Source organism: Streptomyces sp. NPDC001135, from assembly GCF_053598395.1.
Genome location: NZ_JBSFKD010000016.1, coordinates 131,870 through 148,424 on the forward strand (window position 1 = coordinate 131,870; position 16,555 = coordinate 148,424).

Below are 16,555 nucleotides of genomic sequence, written 5' to 3' on the forward strand. Positions count from 1 at the left end.
GGCGAGCGCACGGCACGGTACTCGTCCGGCACGTACGCGGGGTTCTCGGCGACCGATCCGGCGTGGAGCCGGGTTCAAGCCGAGCCCGGCCACCCGGGCGATGCTCGACGTCGTCGAGGTCAGGCCGCCGCCCGTACCGTCCTGACACGCGGCGGGCCCGCGGCCGTACCCCCGTGCCGTGGCGGTCAGTCCAGCTGGAGCCGGTCGGCGAGCCCCGCCTCCTCGAACGCCGCCACCACGTCGTCGCGGCTCTCGGTGAAGTGGGCCCAGCTGTCGCAGTGGGCCGGCACCACCCGGCGGGCGGCGAGCAGCCGGGCGGCGGCGGCCGTACCCGCGCCGTCCAGGACGAGGAGGGCGTCGTCGAGGACGGGCATCCGGGGTGCGCCGGCGAAGAGGACGGCGGTGTCGACCGGGGCGTACCGCTCGGCGATCTCCTCGACGAGTTCCAGGGAGGCGTTGTCGCCGCTCACGTAGACGCTGGGCAGGTCGGCGGAGGTCAGCAGGAAGCCGGTGACGTCGCCGACGATCGGCTCGGAGCCCTTGGGTCCGTGCAGGGCCGGGGCGGCGGTCACGGTGACGGTGCCGCCGTCGGGGCGGGGCAGGTCGACGGACTGCCACGGAGTGAGGGGTTCGGTGGTGCCGCCGAGCCGGCCGGCCGCGGCGGGGGTGGTGAACGTGCGCGGGGTGCCGGCGAGCAGGGCCCGCCCGGAGTGGTCGAGGTTGTCGGCGTGCTGGTCGTGCGAGAGCAGGACGACGTCCACGGGGCCGAGTGCGGCGGCGCTCATGCGCGGCGGGGCGGTCTTGATCAGGGTCCGGGCGCCGGGCGACGGGTAGTCGCCGGGGTCGTCGAAGGTGGGGTCGGTGAGGAAACGGAGTCCGCCGTACTCGATGAGGACGGTGGGGCCGCCGAGAACGCGGACCGGTATCCGCTCTTCGGCGGCGGGGGATGCGGAGGGTGTTGCGACCATGACGACTCACCTCACGGATAGAAGGATTTCATCCGTGAGAGACACTACGGGTTCCTCACGGATGGACGCAAGGCGTACCATGAGACTCGTGACTGAGACCGTGCGTACGACCGGCCGGCCCGCTCCGTACCCCCCGGCGCCGGGCGCGGAGCAGTACCCGGCCCTCGACCTCGCCAACAGCGCCGTCACCCTGCCCGGCGGACAGCGCGTCGACCTGCTCGGCACGCCCGCCGCGGCACAGGACTGGCTCGCCCACCACGGCCTCGCCCCCGCCGACGCCGACCTGCGCGAGACCTGCGCGAGCCGGCTGCGCTCCCTGCGCGAACGGATCCGCACCCTGCTCGCCGCCCACGTCGAGGGCCGCCCCGCCCCCGCCGACGCCCTCGACGCGGTCAACGAGGCACTCACCCTCGCCCCGGCCGCCTCCCTGCTGCACTGGTCCGCCGAGCGCGGTCTGTACCGCTCCGCCGCCCACCCCGCCACCCAGATCGTCGAGCACGCCCTGGCCGCCCTCGCCGCCGACGCCGCGGGCCTGCTCACCGGCCCCGACGCCGACCGCCTCACCGCCTGCGGCTCCGTCCCCTGCAACCGCTACCTGCTCCGCCACGGCCGCCGCCACTGGTGCTCCACCCGCTGCGGCGACCGCGCCCGTGCGGCCCGCGCCTACGCCCGCCGCACGGGGCGGGCCGAGGAGGACTGAACGCACCCGGCCGGCGAAGTCCGCCGCGGTTCCAGCGGAGCGTCTGGCGGTGCGGAGCGCCCAGGGGGTTTCGTTTGGGTCAGCCCGGGTCCACGACGCCCGGCACGGCCTGATCCGACCCGATCCGAACGAAACCCCCTAGCAGTACGGCGCCTGGTGGGTGAGTGAGGCGGCCACCCGCATCCACACGCAGAACTGCCGGTAGAGCGCCGGGAGCCGGCCGGTCGCACGGACCGTACGGCTGTCGTCGGCCGTCACGCCCGGGATACCGAGGAGGGTGGCGGCGACGGAGGCGGACTGCCAGCGGACGGTGAGGGTGACCTCGGCGGCGACGGCCCCGGGACGGCGCGGGGCCTGGCCCAGGGCCGCCGCGACCCCCTCCTCGACGGCCTCGCGCGCCTCCGCCTCCGGCCGCAGCTCGGCGGCGAACCGGTCGTGGGCGTACTTCACGGGGACCGTGACGACGGACGCGTCCCAGGCCGCCATCTCCGCGCACGCCACGTCGTCACCCGTGAGGGCCACCACGGGCACCCCCAGGGCCGCCGCCGTGGCATGGGCGAGCCCGATCTCGCCGACCGGCCGGCCGTCCAGCCACATGTCCTCGATCTCGTGCCCCATGAAGCTGTGGCTGAGCACACCCGGGGCACCGGCCCGGGAGTGGTAGCCGACACACAGCACGGCGTCGTACTCCCCGGTCAGGCCCTCCAGCATGCCCATGTGCTTGGGTTTGCCCCGTATCAGCCGGGCGGCCGGGTGCAGTGCCTCGGGCAGTAGATTGCGCATCGGCCCGTGGGCGTCGTTGACGAGGATGTCACCGGCACCCGCCACCAGCGCGCCCCGCACGGCCGCGTTCACGTCCTCGGCCATCATGGAACGACCGCGCTCGTAGTCCCGGCCACCCGGCTGCACGTCGTCGGCGTCCACGAGCCCGGTGACGCCCTCCATGTCCACGCTGATGTATATGCGCACGGCGTCGACCCTAGCCGACCCTACGTATTGTAGGTTCCCAACCGTGAGCGGCCACGCGCCTGTTCACCTGTCTGTTCAACGGGGGACCCCTTGCAGGACACGGAAACGGAAGCCGGTGGGGAGGTCTGCGCGCGCAGTCTCGCGCCGACCCTGACCCTGCTGGCGGTCAGCCTCCTCGTCGCCGCCGTCGGCGTGTACGAGCTGTGCGGCTTCGGTCTGCACAGCCTCGACCGGCGCCCGCACCTGTTCAGCGACGGCCTCGCGACCGGCGGGGTGATCGTCGCCGTGGTCGCGGCCGGCGCGGCGGTGGGCAACCTGGCCTGGCACCTGGTGACGGCCCGGCGCGACAGGGAAAGAGCCGGGTAAGAGGCGCGGTGCGGGAAGGCGTTGGGTAAGAGGCACGGCACATGAGGGACCTGGGTGAGCGCCGATGCCGGTACGCTCCCGGTACACAGGAACGCTGTCCTACAAACTGTAGGGTGAGCCTCTGCCCCGTCCCCTCCCACCCAAGGTGACCAGTCACCATGCCCGCTGAGCAGTCGACCCTGACCACCGCGACGATCCCCGGTCAGCGCGGTACACGCCGCGAGTTCCGGATGCCCGCGCCCAGCCCGAGGCTGCGCGCCGGGGCGGCCTCGGCCACCGTGTGGTACCTGCGGCTGATCGCCGTCTTCAACATCATCGCGGTGATGTCGCTGCCGTTCCGCAAAGAGGTGGAAGAACACAACGACGGCAAGCTCTTCACCGCCCGCCATGTGCACGCCCACACGCACCACGCCGGCCAGTTCTTCACCCCCTACCTGGCCACCGCAGGCCTGGCCTCGGCCGCGGCGGCGATCTTCCTGGCGCTGGTGATGCGGCGCGGGAAACGGGCCGGGTGGGTGGTCAACATACTGCTCGCCGGCCCCCTGTTCGTGCTCTACGTCCTCGCCCTCACCCAGCACCCGTTCCGCGACCACGCCTTCAACTGGGTCTCCACCGCCCTCACCGGCCTCTTCGTGGCCGCGCTGCTGATCGGCCGCCGGGAGTTCAACGCCGTCGGCGACCCGTCCAACCCGAAGCTCGCACTGGCCGTCGGCGCGGGCGGCATCCTGGTGACCGGCGGACTCGGCACCCTGCTCGTGCACGCCACCAACAACCTGACCGGCGCCACCCTGTTCGACGAGCTGGCCTACACCCTGCTGCGCGGCATCAGCGTCGGTCCGCTCGCCGACCGGGTCGACTCCGTGCACGCGCCCCGCTGGGCCGACATCATCATCAACATCCTGCTCGCCGCGGCCTTCTGCCTGGTCCTGTACGCCTGCTTCCGCTCCCCGCGCGGCCGCCGGCTCCTCACCTCCGAGGACGAGGAGAAACTGCGCGGACTGCTCGACAAGCACGGCGCCCGCGACTCCCTCGGCTACTTCGCGCTGCGCCGCGACAAGGCCGCCATCTTCTCCCCCACCGGCAAGGCCGCCGTGACCTACCGTGTCGTCGGCGCGGTCTCCCTCGCCTCCGGCGACCCGATCGGCGACCCCGAGGCCTGGCCCGGTGCCATCGACGCCTGGCTCAGCGAGGCCCGCCGGCACGCCTGGACCCCGGCCGTCATGGGCGCGAGCGAGGAGGCCGGCACGATCTACGCCCGGCACGGCCTGGACGCGCTGGAGCTCGGCGACGAGGCGATCGTGGACATCGCCGACTTCACCCTCGACGGCCGCGCCATGCGCGTGGTCCGCCAGGCCCACAACCGGGTCAAGCGGGCCGGGTACACGGTCCGCATCCGCCGCCACGAGGACATCCCCGCCGACGAGCTGGCCCTCCTGATCGAACGCGCCGACCAGTGGCGCGACGGCGCCACCGAACGCGGCTTCTCCATGGCCCTCGGCCGTCTCGGCGACCCGGCGGACGGCCGCTGCGTGATGCTGGAGTGCCGCGACGCGAACGACGAGCCGCGTGCCCTGCTCAGCTTCGTCCCCTGGGGCGAGCACGGTCTGTCCCTGGACCTGATGCGCCGCGACCGCGACTGCGAGAACGGCCTGATGGAGTACATGGTCGTGGAACTCCTGCTGCGCGCAAAGGAGTTGGGCATCAAGCGGGTGTCGCTGAACTTCGCGATGTTCCGCTCGGTCTTCGAACGCGGCGCCCGTCTCGGCGCGGGCCCGGTCCTGCGTCTGTGGCGCTCCACCCTCACGTTCTTCTCCCGCTGGTGGCAGATCGAGTCCCTCTACCGGGCCAACGCCAAGTACCGCCCGGTGTGGGAGCCCCGCTTCCTGCTGTTCGCCAAGAGCAGCGACATCCCGAGGATCGGCCTGGCGAGCGCCCGGGCGGAGGGCTTCCTCGAGCTGCCGGGACTGGGCGGCCGCCGGCCGTAGGCCGCGCTCAGCCGCCCACCGTGAAACCGATCACCGCGCCGCCTCCCTCCCGCCGGGAGGCGAACGGTGCTCCGCCGTGCGCCATGGCGACCTCCCGCACGATGGACAGGCCCAGCCCCGACCCCGGCAGGGACCTCGCGTCGGCGGCGCGGTAGAAGCGGTCGAAGATACGGATCAGGTCGCCCTCGGCGATCCCGGGCCCCCGGTCCAGCACCTCCACCCGCACGGTCCCCGGCCGGGCCCCGGTGATGCCGACCTCGATGGGCGCCTGCCCGTCCCGGTCGAACTTGGCCGCGTTCTCCACCAGGTTGGACATGGCCCGCTGCAGCATCCCGGGCCGCCCGTCGGTCGTCGTGTCGCCGCTCGTGTGCAGCACGATCTCCCGCCCGGTACGGCGTTTGGCCAGCCCCACGACGTCCTCGGCGATGTCGGCGAGGTCCACCCGCTGCGGCGGCTCGGTGTCGGACTGCCCGGCGGCGAGGTCGACCAGCTCGTTGACCAGGTCGGTCAGTTCCCGGGCCTCCTGACCGAGGTCGGCGACCAGTTCCTCCCGCGTGGCGGGGGGCAGCTCGTCGATCCGGCGCAGCAGCGAGATGTTCGTACGCAACGACGTCAGCGGGGTGCGCAGCTCGTGCCCCGCGTCCTGCACCAGCCGCCGCTGGTCCTCCTCGGACTGTGCGAGCCGGCCCAGCATCCGGTCGAAGGCGCGCCCGAGCCGGCCCACCTCGTCCAGGCCCGCGACCGGCACCTCGATGCCCAGCTGGCGGGTGCGGGCCACGTCCTCCGCCGCGGAGGTGAGGATCACCAGGCGCCGGGTGATCCGGCGGGCCAGCCACCACCCGAACAGGCCGGCCCCCACCACGACCGCCGCCATCAGGATCAGGGTGCGCTGCTGCAGCGCCCGCAGCAGGTCCTCGGTGTCGCTGAACTCCTGCGCGACCTGCACCGCGCCCCGCCCGTCGCCGAGCGAGACGGTGGCGATGCGGAACAGGTCCCCGTCCACCGGTACGTCCTTGTGCTCGACGACCTTCCCGGCCGTCGCCGCGAGCGCCATGGCCTTGTCACGGGAGGTGACGGGCAGGCTGGGGTTGCCGTGGTCGACGATCTGGCCCTGTGCGCCGAGCACCTGTACGTCGGTGCGGGCGGGCCGGACCAGGTCGTGCCCGGGACGGGAGGAGGAGAAGTCCTCGGGGACCATCTCGTGCTGGCGCACCTCGTCCCGCACGTCCTGCACGACCTGGCTGAACACCGACTGCTGGTCGACCCGGACCAGCCGCGCGGCGGAGCCGTACGACAGGATGCCGACGAGGATCGTGACGGCGGCGGTGACGGCCGCGAAGGAGACGGCGAAGGTGGTGCGCAGGGAGACCAGCTTGGGCCGGCGCAGGGCCGACAGCCGCCACGGCCGGCCCACCTAGTCCTCCCGGAGCACGTAACCCACGCCCCGCACGGTGTGGATCAGCTGCGGGGCGCCGGGCTCGTCCAGCTTGCGGCGCAGGTAGCCGACGTACACGGCGAGGTTCTTGGAGCCGGGCCCGAAGTCGTAGCCCCAGATCCGGTCGTAGATCGTCGAGTGGTCGAGCACGATGCCGGCGTTGCGCACGAGCAGTTCCAGCAGTTCGAACTCGGTGCGGGTCAGCTCCAGCTCGCGCGTGCCGCGCCAGGCCCGGCGGGCCTGGAGGTCCATGCGGATGCCGGCGGCCTCCACCTGCCGGTCGGGCAGCTGGGCCTCCCGGCCGCCGGTCTCGACGCCGCCCCCGCCGCCGTTGCCGCTGCCGGCGGGCACCGGGCTGGTGCGGCGCAGCAGGGCGCGCAGCCGGGCGAAGACCTCCTCGACGTCGAACGGCTTGACCACGTAGTCGTCGGCGCCCGCGTCCAGGCCCGCGATGCGGTCGGCGGTCTCGACGAGGGCGGTGAGCATGAGGATCGGCGTGCGGTTGCCCTCGGCGCGCAGTACCCGGCACACCTGGAGCCCGTCGATGCCCGGCATCATCACATCGAGGACGAGGACGTCCGGCGGGGTCTTGTGGGCCTGTGCCAGCGCTTCGACGCCGTCGGCCACCGCCGTCACCGCATACCCCTCCAGGGTCAGGGCCCGCTCCAGGGCATGGCGGATGGCACGGTCGTCTTCAGCGAGCAGCACAGTCTGGGGCACGGTCCCAGTCTGCCAAGGCCCCCGGCGGTTCGGCCGGGGCGAGCGGACCTACGATCACCCTTTTTACCGGCCTCTCACCGTCACAGGGGCAACCCGGCCCCGGGTTCTGCCGTCTTCCCACCGTCCACGGACGCGCCGAGTCCCGCCAGCTGTTCCTCGAAGGGCACGACCTCGAACCCGCCCGTGGGGCCCGCCCCGGCCGCCGGCAGCCCGGCCATCAGGGCGGCGAGCTCCCCCGCCGCCCGCTCGATCCGCCCCGCCAGCCCTCCCTCACCCCAGTCCTCCGACGCGGCATAGACACCGGTCGGCACCACGACGGCACGCAGGTGGGCGAAGAGCGGCCGCAGGGCGTGGTCGAGCACCAGCGAGTGGCGGGCCGTCCCCCCGGTGGCCGCGATCAGCACCGGCCTGCCCGCCAGCGCGTCCTTGTCGAGGACGTCGAAGAACGACTTGAACAGCCCGCTGTACGAGGCGGAGAACACCGGGGTGACCACGATCAGCCCGTCGGCCCCCGCCACCGCGTCCTGCGCGGCGGCGAGCTCCCTGCCCGGGAACCCGTTGGTGAAGGTGTGCGCGATCTCCACCGCGAGGTCCCGCAGCTCGATCACCTCGATGCCGGCCGGCGCCCGCCGGTCCACCGCGGCGGCCAGCCGGTCGGCCAGCAGCCGGGTGGAGGAGGGGACGCCCAGTCCCGCGGACACGACGACGAGCTTCATACGGCGGTCACCTCCCGGGACGCCTTGAGGGAAGCGTGGGTGGGCGCCTCGGGCACATCCGCCGGGCGGCCGTTCGCGAACTCCTTGCGCAGGACCGGTACGACCTCCTCGCCGAGCAGGTCGAGCTGCTCCAGCACGGTCTTCAGCGGCAGCCCCGCGTGGTCCATCAGGAACAGCTGGCGCTGGTAGTCACCGGCGTAGTCGCGGAAGGCCAGCGTCTTGTCGATGACCTGCTGCGGGGAGCCGACGGTCAGCGGGGTCTGCTCGGTGAACTCCTCCAGCGAGGGCCCGTGGCCGTAGACCGGCGCGTTGTCGAAGTACGGCCGGAACTCGCGCACCGCGTCCTGCGAGTTCCTCCGCATGAACACCTGGCCGCCGAGGCCCACGATCGCCTGCTCGGGCGTGCCGTGCCCGTAGTGGGCGTACCGGGTCCGGTACAGCTCGACCATCCGCCTGGTGTGGTCGGCCGGCCAGAAGATGTTGTTGTGGAAGAAGCCGTCGCCGTAGTAGGCCGCCTGCTCGGCGATCTCGGGTGAGCGGATCGACCCGTGCCAGACGAAGGGCGGGACGCCGTCCAGCGGGCGGGGGGTGGCGGTGAAGCCCTGCAGCGGGGTGCGGAACTTCCCCTCCCAGTCCACGACGTCCTCGCGCCACAGCCGGCGCAGCAGGGCGTAGTTCTCGATGGCGAGGTTGATGCCCTGCCGGATGTCCTGGCCGAACCAGGGGTAGACCGGCCCGGTGTTGCCGCGGCCCGTCATCAGGTCGACGCGCCCGTCGGCCAGGTGCTGGAGCATCGCGAAGTCCTCCGCGATCTTCACCGGGTCGTTGGTGGTGATCAGGGTGGTGGAGGTGGAGAGGACCAGCCTCTCGGTCCGCGCGGCTATGTAGCCGAGCAGGGTGGTCGGGGAGGACGGCACGAACGGCGGGTTGTGGTGCTCGCCGGTGGCGAAGACGTCCAGGCCGACCTCCTCGGCCTTCAGCGCGATGGCGACCATGGCCTTGATGCGCTCCGCCTCGGTCGGCGTGCGCCCCGTGGTGGGGTCCGGCGTGACGTCGCCGACCGTGAAGATCCCGAACTGCATGGTCGCTCATCCTCCAGGTTGTTGACCGTTCAACTATACCCGTCGAACGGCCCCCCGGCCCGGGATATTCCACCCGCCCGCCCCCTCAGGGCACCAGCACCAGTCGCCCCCGCACCCCGCCCTCCGCCAGCCGCGCGTGCGCCTTGGCCGCATCCTCGAGGGCGTAGGTCTCCGCCACCCGCAGGGTCAGCACCCCCTCGTCCACCAGCCGCCCCAGCTCCGCCAGCTGCGCCCCGTCACCCCGCACCCAGACGTTCTCCGTCCGCACCCCCCGCTCCGTCTCGGGCAGCACTCCGTCACGGACCGCGACGAACGCGCCTCCGTCCCGCACCCACGCGAGGGCGGGCGCCCCGAGCACGGCGGCGTCCAGCACCGCGTCCACGCTGCCCGGCTCGACGCCGTCGGCCGTGAAGTGCGCGGCTCCCAGGGAGCGCACCAGCCCCTCGTCGGCCGCCCGCGCGTGCCCGGTCACCTCGATCCCCCGGTGCGCGGCCAGCTGCACGGCGAACCCGCCGACCGCACCCGCCGCACCGGTCACCAGCAGGGACGCGCCCGGCGCGAGAGACAGCAGGTCCAGGGCCTGCAGTGCGGTCAGCCCGTTCAGCGGCAGGGTGCCCGCGTGCACCGCGTCCACCGAGGCCGGCGCCTTGGCCACGACATCCGCGGCCACGACGACGTACTCGGCGTGCGCCCCCAGCGGGTCGGCCACCCCGGGCGCCAGCGCCACCACCGGGTCACCGACCTGCCAGGCGGCGGCCACCCCGACCGCGTCCACCGTGCCGGCCACGTCCCAGCCGAGCCCGACCGCCTTGCCGGCCCCGCCGAAGAGACCGGCGCGGGAGGCGGCGTCCACCGGGTTCAGCGCGCCCGCGGCCACCTTGATCCGTACCTGCCGGGCCGCCGGCTCCGGCAGGGGCACGTCCGCGATCTCCACGACCTCCGGACCGCCGAACGACTTCACGACCACAGCACGCATGGCAACTCTCCTGAAAACCAAGGGACTTGATGACTCGCGAGGGGCTTTCCCGTTCGCAGCACCAACCCTAGGAGAGTTACTATCCATCGGTAAGTAGTTACCTCAGAGTGCGTAACCGACCCCGAGGAGACGGCCATGACGACCATGACGGCGGCCCAGCGACGCGAACAGGCCCGCGCCGACTACGACGCCTTCCTGCGCGAGTGCCCCACCAACCAGCTCCTCGGGCGGCTCAGCGACAAGTGGGTCAGCCTCGTCGTCGCCGCCCTGTCCGCCGGCCCCCAGCGCTACAGCGACCTCGGCCGCAGGATCGCGGGCGTCAGCCCCAAGATGCTCACGCAGACCCTGCGCGCCCTGGAACGGGACGGCATCGTCAGCCGCACGGTCACCCCGTCCGTCCCGGTCCGCGTCGACTACGCACTCACCCCGCTCGGCGCCAGCCTCGCCGGCCTGCTGACCGCGGTGAAGGACTGGGCGGAGACCCACTTCGAGGAGGTCCGGGCGGCCCGCGAACGCTACGACGCCGAGGACGCCGCCTGAGCCCGGCGGGCCGCCGCCCCCCATGTCCCGCATGTCCCGCATGCCAAGCTGCTGCCCATGTCGATCCTCCGCTCCGCCGCCCTGTTCGTCGTCGCCGCCCTCTTCGAGATCGGCGGCGCCTGGCTGATCTGGCAGGGCGTGCGCGAGCACCGGGGCTGGCTGTGGATGACCGGCGGCGTCCTGGCGCTCGGCGCGTACGGCTTCGTCGCCACCTTCCAGCCGGACGCCCACTTCGGCCGCATCCTGGCGGCGTACGGCGGGATCTTCGTGGCGGGCTCGCTCCTGTGGGGCGTCGTCGCCGACGGCTACCGCCCCGACCGCTACGACATCACCGGCGCGCTGATCTGCCTCGGCGGCATGGCCGTGATCATGTGGGCGCCGAGGAACGGCGGTTAGGCCTCACTTACGCTGGACGGAGCCGTTCGCGCCACCGGACCACAGGAGCTGCCCATGACCCCCGCCTCCCGCATCGCCGTCGTCACCGGGGCGAGCAGCGGCATCGGCGCCGCCACGGCCCGGCAGCTCGCGGAGGCCGGCTACCGCGTCGTGCTCACCGCCCGCCGCAAGGACCGCATCGAGGCGCTGGCGGAGGAGCTGACCCGGGCGGGCCACTCGGCCGTGGCGTACCAGCTGGACGTGACCGACCGCGCGGCGGTGGACGAGTTCGCCACGGCGTTCCAGACGGTCGGCGTCCTGGTCAACAACGCGGGCGGCGCCCTCGGTGCGGACCCGGTGGCCACCGGCGACCCGGCGGACTGGCGCACGATGTACGAGACGAACGTCATCGGCACCCTGAACCTCACCCAGGCCCTGCTGCCCAGGCTGGTGGCGAGCGGCGACGGCGTGGTCGTCGTCGTGTCCTCCACCGCCGGCCACGGCACGTACGAGGGCGGCGGGGGCTACGTCGCCGCCAAGCACGGCGCCCACGTCCTCGCCGAGACCCTCCGCCTGGAGATCGTCGGCCAGCCGGTCCGCGTCATCGAGATCGCGCCCGGCATGGTCAAGACGGAGGAGTTCGCCCTGACCCGGTTCGCCGGCGACAGGGAGCGGGCGGAGAAGGTCTACCAGGGGGTCGCCGAGCCCCTGACGGCGGACGACGTGGCCGAGACCATCACCTGGGCGGTCACCCGCCCCAGCCACGTCAACGTGGACCTCCTGGTCCTCCGCCCCCGCGCCCAGGCGTCCAACACCAAGGTCCACCGGGAGCCCTGATGTCCGACGACAACTCCGTCGAGTCCCTGGAGAAACGCCGCCTGGCCCAGGAAGCCAAGGACGAACGCAAGGTCTGGTACTTCCTCGGCTACTTCCTCTTCGGCATCCACATCGTGGCCTTCGTGATGATCTACGCCGTACGCCACGCCAAATGACCAACCCCTGATCCTCGGTGATCCCGACTCCGGGCGCGCGGCCGAACGGCGCTTCCGTCGGGTGTCGGCCGATCGCGGTGTCGGCCGGCTGTCGGGGCCTGTCGGTCCGATGTCGGCGGCTTGTCGGCGGGTCCTGACACCTTCACGGAGACGGCCGGCCGGAAGCCACCGGGCGGCCCCGATCCCGAGGAGTCACCATGCACACCCGCACCCGCGTCACGATCATCGGCGCCGGGCTCGGCGGACTCACGCTGGCCCGTGTCCTGCACGTCCACGGCATCCCGGTCACGGTCTACGAGGCGGAGACCTCCCCGTCGGCGCGCACCCAGGGCGGGCTGCTCGACATCCACGACTACAACGGGCAGCTCGCCCTGAAGGCGGCCGGCCTGATGGACGAGTTCCACGCCATCGTCCTGGAGGGCCGCCAGGCGATGCGGGTCCTCGCCCCGGACGGCACCGTCCTGCTCGACGAGGCAGACGACGGCACGGGCGGACGCCCCGAGGTGCAGCGCGGCGAGCTGCGGCAGATCCTGCTCGACTCCCTCCCGGCGGGCACCGTCCGCTGGGGGCACAAGGTCAGCGCCACCCGGGCCCTCGGCGAGGGACGCCACGAGGTGACGTTCGCCGACGGCGGCACCGTCGTCACCGGCCTGCTGGTTGGCGCGGACGGCGCGTGGTCACGGGTCCGGCCGCTGCTCTCCACCGCCACACCCGAGTACACCGGCACGTCGTTCGTCGAGACCTACCTGTACGACGCCGACACCCGGCACCCCGCCGCCGCGAAGGCGGTCGGCGGCGGATCGATGATCGCGCCCGCGCCGGGCAGGCAGATCTTCGCCCACCGGGAAAGCGGCGACACCCTGCACGCCTACGTGGTGCTGTCCAAGCCCCAGGAGTGGTTCACCGCCATCGATTTCACCGATGCCGCCGCGGCGACCGCACGGATGGCGCAGGAGTTCGACGGCTGGGCACCGGAGCTCACCGCCCTGATCACCGACAGCGACACCGCCCCGGTCCTGCGCCCCTACCACGCTCTGCCGACCGGGCACCGGTGGGACCGGGTGCCCGGGGTGACCCTGCTCGGCGACGCCGCCCACCTCTCGGTCACCAAGGGCGAAGGCGCCAATCTGGCCATGCTCGACGGCGCCGAACTTGGCCAGGCCCTCGCCGCGCACCCCGACGACATCGAGGCCGCGCTCACCGAGTACGAGCAGGCCATGTTCCCGCGCAGCGCCGAGGCCGCCACCGAAGGTGCCGAGATCGCCGAGATCGACTCCGACGACAACACGGCCCAGAGGCTGGTCGACGTGTTCAAGAAGGGCCGATGAGCGGACACCGGCCCGCGACCCGTACCACCCGGGCCGCCTGCCACTAGGCGATGGGGCCCGCACCAGGGGCCCCGCACCAGGGGACCCGCCCCGTCAGCCCTTCACGCACACGACCTGCCGGAGCTTCGCGACGACCTCGACGAGGTCCCGCTGCTGGTCGATGACCTGGTCGATCGACTTGTAGGCGCCCGGGATCTCGTCCACGACCCCGGAGTCCTTACGGCACTCCACGCCCCGCGTCTGCTCCTCCAGGTCCTTGGTCGAGAAACGCTTCTTCGCCGCGTTACGGCTCATCCGCCGGCCGGCGCCGTGCGAGGCCGAGTTGAAGGCCAGCTCGTTTCCGAGACCCTTCACGATGTACGAGCCCGTGCCCATGGAACCGGGGATGATCCCGTACTCGCCCGAGCCGGCCCGGATCGCGCCCTTGCGGGTGACGAGCAGGTCCATGTCCTCGTACCGCTCCTGAGCCACGTAGTTGTGGTGGCAGGAGATCTCCGGTTCGAAGACCGGCTTGGCCTTCTTGAACTCCTTGCGGACGACGTCCTTCAGGAGCGCCATCATCAGCGTGCGGTTGTACTCGGCGTACTCCTGCGCCCAGAACAGGTCGTTGCGGTAGGCCGCCATCTGCGGGGTGTCCGAGACGAAGACCGCCAGGTCACGGTCGACCAGGCCCTGGTTGTGCGGAAGCTTCTGGGCCACGCCGATGTGGTGCTCGGCGAGTTCCTTGCCGATGTTGCGGGAGCCGGAGTGGAGCATCAGCCATACGGCACCGGTCGTGTCCGTGCAGATCTCGATGAAGTGGTTTCCGCTTCCGAGCGTCCCCATCTGCTTCCAGGCGCGCTCCTGACGGAACCTGACCGACTCGGCCACTCCGTCGAACCGCCCCCAGAAGTCGTCCCACCCGGCCGTGGCAAGCCCGTGGAAGTCCCCCGGCTCGACGGGGTCCTCATGCATCCCCCGCCCCACCGGAATCGCCTGCTCGATCTTCGACCGCAGCCGCGACAGATCCCCCGGCAGGTCGTTGGCCGTCAGCGACGTCCGCACGGCGGACATACCGCACCCGATGTCCACCCCCACCGCCGCCGGGCACACCGCGCCCTGCATGGCGATGACCGAGCCGACCGTCGCGCCCTTGCCGTAGTGCACGTCCGGCATCACGGCCAGGCCCTTGATCCACGGCAGGGTCGCCACGTTCTGGAGCTGGTGCAGGGCCACGTCCTCGACCGTCGAGGGGTCCGTCCACATCCGGATCGGTACCTTCGCGCCCGGTATCTCCACGTACGACATACGTTCCTCATTCCCCCGAAAATAACGACAAATGCTTACACAAGGCCTATAGGCAGCAAAACGCAAAAGCGGCGCCAAGGTCGGCAAAAAAGGACAAGGGACCGGCGGCCACGGCAGTGCGTGCGATACACATTGTCTCCAGGGGGCGCCCCGCTGCGGCAAGCGATTAACCAGCGGGGACACTGGAGCACCGAGCGAGCGCACACCCGAAGCGCACACCCGAGAGGAGCCCGACCGTGCAGCGGAAGGCGTACGTATCCGGCACCGCCGCCCTCCTCGTGGCGCTGCTGGCCGGCTGCACGAGCGGCTCGGGCGGCGACAGCCCCACGGACAACGCCAATCCGGGCGACGCCGGCACCACCACGGCGGCCGCCCAGCCCGGCAAGTACCGCACCCTCCCCGAACCCTGCGGCGCCGTCGGCCACGACGCCCTCGACTCCCTGCTCCCCGGTATCAAGCAGATCACCGACCCCGTCCAGCGGGACAAGGCGTACCAGGGCGAGGCCGAGCTCACCTATGACACCGACCGCAAGGTCGGCTGCCACTGGAAGGTGGAGTCCGCGGACGCCACCGACCGCCTCTCGGTCGACTTCGAGCGCGTGGTGTCGTACGACAACGCGATCAGCGACGACGACCAGGCGCAGCAGCTGTTCGAGGACAAGGAGACGGCCGCCGACCTCCCCGACCCGGGCAGCACCCCGGCGACGAGCGGGACGCCCACGTCCACGGCCTCGACCACGGCCTCGCCGTCCACGTCCAGGCCCGGTGGCGTCCCCACGTCCTCCCCCGCGTCCTCCGCCTCCCCCTCCTCCTCCACTGCCTCCTCCCCCTCGTCCTCCGTGAGCGGCGACGCCTCTCCCTCCGACTCCGCGGCCGATCTGCAGCCGCGGGTGCTGTCCGATCTCGGTGACGAGGCGTATCTGGACGACCGGCTCGCCTCGTCCGGTTCGACCGCCGAGCAGCGGACGGTGACTGTGGTGTTCCGCACGTCCAACGTCGTCGTCACCCTCCAGTACGAGGAGCAGCCGACGGCCACCGGAACGGTCCCCGACAGCAAGGAAATGCAGGACAGCGCCCGTAATCTGGCCTCTCAACTGGCCGACACGCTGGGCGGTTGACGGCCCCCGGCGCCGCTCGCCCCGCCGCCCGCAAAGCACCCGAACGGAAACCGCACGGCTCCTCCACCGCGTACCGTGGCCCCGCAGGAACCCGCACGACCACCGAGCGTCATGAGTGAAGGAACCATGCAGCGAGCAGCCCAGCGAGACGACCGTGCCCAGCAAGGAATGCGTGGCAAGCGCCTGAGCCGTGTTCTTGTCTGCGCGGCAGCCGTTCCGGCGGTCCTGATCACCGCCGCCTGTTCGTCGGACTCGGGCGACGCCAAGAGCAAGGGCACCGACAGCAGTGCGCAGCAGTCCACGGGCGGCAGCGCGGCGCCGTCGGCGAGCGCCTCCCCGACCGTCAAGCCGGCGGCGTACAAGAAGCTTCCCGGCGCGTGCGCGGTGCTGTCGAAGAAGACCCTCGCGGATCTGGTGCCCAAGGGTGCCTCGTCCGGCAAGAAGGGCAGTTCGGACGACCCGTCGTCGCGTGCCTCCTGCTCCTGGAGCAGCCTGGACAACAACGGCGTGAAGGGCTCGCAGTTCCGCTGGCTCAACGTCTCCCTGCTCCGCTTCGACTCGGACACCGCGCGCGGCGCCGGTGACGCGCAGGCCCACACGTACTTCGGCCAGCAGGTCAAGGACGCCGAGGCGGTGGACGGCGCGAAGAACACCAAGGAGATCCCGCTGTCCGGCACGGGCGCGGAGGCGACGGCCGTGCGCTACGACCTGAAGAAGAAGGAGGGGCTCTTCAAGCAGCAGACGGTGGTCGCGCGGGTCGAGAACGTGGTCGTCACGCTCGACTACAACGGCGCCGGTCTCGCGGGCGAGAAGACCCCGGACGCCGACGACCTGACGAAGGCCGCACAGGCGGCGATCAAGGAGGTGGTCGGTTCGGTGTCGTCCGCCAACGGCGGCTCCGCCTCCGAGCCGGCGTCCAAGTCACCCTCTTCCAGCGCTTCTCCGTCCAAGTCGGCCGCGAAGAAGAACTGACCGAGGGCCCGAAGCCCCGACCGGTA

Annotated in this window: 18 protein-coding genes; 10 read left to right on the forward strand and 8 right to left on the reverse strand. The window is 72.1% G+C overall.

Going from position 1 to position 16,555, the window contains the following annotated elements; all coding sequences use genetic code 11:
* Positions 1-185 precede the first annotated feature (185 nt).
* Positions 186-968, reverse strand: a complete 783-nt coding sequence (locus ACWC94_RS20965; protein WP_450798289.1) for an MBL fold metallo-hydrolase — start codon at positions 966-968, stop codon at positions 186-188.
* Positions 969-1,047: 79 nt separating this feature from the next.
* Here ACWC94_RS20965 and ACWC94_RS20970 point away from each other — a divergent pair, with 79 nt between their 5' ends.
* Positions 1,048-1,668 (forward strand): CGNR zinc finger domain-containing protein, encoded by a 621-nt coding sequence (locus tag ACWC94_RS20970; RefSeq protein ID WP_450798290.1) that lies wholly within the window; start codon positions 1,048-1,050, stop codon positions 1,666-1,668.
* A gap of 138 nt (positions 1,669-1,806) precedes the next feature.
* Here the strand turns inward: ACWC94_RS20970 and ACWC94_RS20975 are convergent, their stop codons facing one another.
* On the reverse strand, positions 1,807-2,637 hold the full coding sequence (locus ACWC94_RS20975) for a M55 family metallopeptidase (protein WP_450798291.1): 831 nt from the start codon (positions 2,635-2,637) through the stop codon (positions 1,807-1,809).
* Between the two features lie 90 nt (positions 2,638-2,727).
* Here ACWC94_RS20975 and ACWC94_RS20980 point away from each other — a divergent pair, with 90 nt between their 5' ends.
* On the forward strand, positions 2,728-3,003 hold the full coding sequence (locus ACWC94_RS20980) for a hypothetical protein (RefSeq protein WP_450798292.1): 276 nt from the start codon (positions 2,728-2,730) through the stop codon (positions 3,001-3,003).
* 158 nt (positions 3,004-3,161) lie between these two features.
* Positions 3,162-4,988, forward strand: a complete 1,827-nt coding sequence (locus tag ACWC94_RS20985; RefSeq protein ID WP_450798293.1) for a phosphatidylglycerol lysyltransferase domain-containing protein — start codon at positions 3,162-3,164, stop codon at positions 4,986-4,988.
* Between the two features lie 7 nt (positions 4,989-4,995).
* On the opposite strand, the gene ACWC94_RS20990 is transcribed toward ACWC94_RS20985, so the two are convergent.
* From ACWC94_RS20990 to ACWC94_RS21010, 5 genes are all read right to left on the reverse strand, one after another.
* Positions 4,996-6,402 (reverse strand): HAMP domain-containing sensor histidine kinase, encoded by a 1,407-nt coding sequence (locus tag ACWC94_RS20990; protein ID WP_450798294.1) that lies wholly within the window; start codon positions 6,400-6,402, stop codon positions 4,996-4,998.
* Complete coding sequence (locus ACWC94_RS20995) at positions 6,403-7,143, reverse strand: response regulator transcription factor (RefSeq protein ID WP_450798295.1); 741 nt, start codon at positions 7,141-7,143, stop codon at positions 6,403-6,405. It lies immediately after the preceding gene.
* Positions 7,144-7,223: 80 nt separating this feature from the next.
* Complete coding sequence (locus ACWC94_RS21000; RefSeq protein ID WP_450798296.1) at positions 7,224-7,859, reverse strand: FMN reductase; 636 nt, start codon at positions 7,857-7,859, stop codon at positions 7,224-7,226.
* Entirely contained in the window at positions 7,856-8,941 is a 1,086-nt protein-coding gene (locus tag ACWC94_RS21005) for an LLM class flavin-dependent oxidoreductase (protein ID WP_450798297.1), read from the reverse strand. Before ACWC94_RS21005 ends, ACWC94_RS21000 begins: the two co-directional genes overlap by 4 nt.
* 85 nt (positions 8,942-9,026) lie before the next feature.
* Positions 9,027-9,917, reverse strand: a complete 891-nt coding sequence (locus tag ACWC94_RS21010; protein ID WP_450798298.1) for an NADP-dependent oxidoreductase — start codon at positions 9,915-9,917, stop codon at positions 9,027-9,029.
* A 135-nt stretch (positions 9,918-10,052) separates the two neighbouring features.
* On the opposite strand from ACWC94_RS21010, the gene ACWC94_RS21015 reads away from it, so the two are divergent.
* The 5 genes from ACWC94_RS21015 (at position 10,053) to ACWC94_RS21035 (ending at position 13,152) form a co-directional block, all read left to right on the forward strand.
* Positions 10,053-10,457 (forward strand): winged helix-turn-helix transcriptional regulator, encoded by a 405-nt coding sequence (locus tag ACWC94_RS21015; protein ID WP_450798299.1) that lies wholly within the window; start codon positions 10,053-10,055, stop codon positions 10,455-10,457.
* A gap of 57 nt (positions 10,458-10,514) precedes the next feature.
* Positions 10,515-10,853 carry a YnfA family protein gene (locus tag ACWC94_RS21020; protein ID WP_450798300.1) on the forward strand — a complete coding sequence of 113 codons (339 nt, stop codon included), beginning with the start codon at positions 10,515-10,517 and terminating at the stop codon, positions 10,851-10,853.
* A 54-nt stretch (positions 10,854-10,907) separates the two neighbouring features.
* Positions 10,908-11,669, forward strand: a complete 762-nt coding sequence (locus ACWC94_RS21025) for an SDR family NAD(P)-dependent oxidoreductase (protein ID WP_450798301.1) — start codon at positions 10,908-10,910, stop codon at positions 11,667-11,669.
* A complete protein-coding gene (locus ACWC94_RS21030; protein ID WP_450798302.1) occupies positions 11,669-11,824 on the forward strand; it encodes a hypothetical protein in 156 nt (51 codons plus the stop codon). Before ACWC94_RS21025 ends, ACWC94_RS21030 begins: the two co-directional genes overlap by 1 nt.
* Before the next feature lie 197 nt (positions 11,825-12,021).
* Complete coding sequence (locus tag ACWC94_RS21035) at positions 12,022-13,152, forward strand: FAD-dependent oxidoreductase (RefSeq protein ID WP_450798303.1); 1,131 nt, start codon at positions 12,022-12,024, stop codon at positions 13,150-13,152.
* Positions 13,153-13,245: 93 nt separating this feature from the next.
* Here the strand turns inward: ACWC94_RS21035 and ACWC94_RS21040 are convergent, their stop codons facing one another.
* Entirely contained in the window at positions 13,246-14,439 is a 1,194-nt protein-coding gene (locus ACWC94_RS21040) for an RtcB family protein (protein WP_450798304.1), read from the reverse strand.
* 236 nt (positions 14,440-14,675) lie between these two features.
* Between ACWC94_RS21040 and ACWC94_RS21045 the strand changes: the two genes are divergently transcribed.
* Together ACWC94_RS21045 and ACWC94_RS21050 are read left to right on the forward strand one after the other, a co-directional pair.
* Positions 14,676-15,557, forward strand: a complete 882-nt coding sequence (locus ACWC94_RS21045) for a DUF3558 domain-containing protein (RefSeq protein WP_450798305.1) — start codon at positions 14,676-14,678, stop codon at positions 15,555-15,557.
* A gap of 126 nt (positions 15,558-15,683) precedes the next feature.
* Positions 15,684-16,529 (forward strand): DUF3558 domain-containing protein, encoded by an 846-nt coding sequence (locus ACWC94_RS21050; RefSeq protein ID WP_450798306.1) that lies wholly within the window; start codon positions 15,684-15,686, stop codon positions 16,527-16,529.
* Positions 16,530-16,555: the final 26 nt, after the last annotated feature.

Coding starts and splice junctions, on each gene's coding strand:
- ACWC94_RS20965 (WP_450798289.1), bottom strand. CDS start 968: ATGGTCGCAACACCCTCCGCATCCCCCGCCGCCGAAGAGCGGATACCG.
- ACWC94_RS20970 (WP_450798290.1), top strand. CDS start 1,048: ATGAGACTCGTGACTGAGACCGTGCGTACGACCGGCCGGCCCGCTCCG.
- ACWC94_RS20985 (WP_450798293.1), top strand. CDS start 3,162: ATGCCCGCTGAGCAGTCGACCCTGACCACCGCGACGATCCCCGGTCAG.
- ACWC94_RS21000 (WP_450798296.1), bottom strand. CDS start 7,859: ATGAAGCTCGTCGTCGTGTCCGCGGGACTGGGCGTCCCCTCCTCCACC.
- ACWC94_RS21005 (WP_450798297.1), bottom strand. CDS start 8,941: ATGCAGTTCGGGATCTTCACGGTCGGCGACGTCACGCCGGACCCCACC.
- ACWC94_RS21010 (WP_450798298.1), bottom strand. CDS start 9,917: ATGCGTGCTGTGGTCGTGAAGTCGTTCGGCGGTCCGGAGGTCGTGGAG.
- ACWC94_RS21015 (WP_450798299.1), top strand. CDS start 10,053: ATGACGACCATGACGGCGGCCCAGCGACGCGAACAGGCCCGCGCCGAC.
- ACWC94_RS21020 (WP_450798300.1), top strand. CDS start 10,515: ATGTCGATCCTCCGCTCCGCCGCCCTGTTCGTCGTCGCCGCCCTCTTC.
- ACWC94_RS21025 (WP_450798301.1), top strand. CDS start 10,908: ATGACCCCCGCCTCCCGCATCGCCGTCGTCACCGGGGCGAGCAGCGGC.
- ACWC94_RS21030 (WP_450798302.1), top strand. CDS start 11,669: ATGTCCGACGACAACTCCGTCGAGTCCCTGGAGAAACGCCGCCTGGCC.
- ACWC94_RS21035 (WP_450798303.1), top strand. CDS start 12,022: ATGCACACCCGCACCCGCGTCACGATCATCGGCGCCGGGCTCGGCGGA.
- ACWC94_RS21040 (WP_450798304.1), bottom strand. CDS start 14,439: ATGTCGTACGTGGAGATACCGGGCGCGAAGGTACCGATCCGGATGTGG.
- ACWC94_RS21050 (WP_450798306.1), top strand. CDS start 15,684: ATGCAGCGAGCAGCCCAGCGAGACGACCGTGCCCAGCAAGGAATGCGT.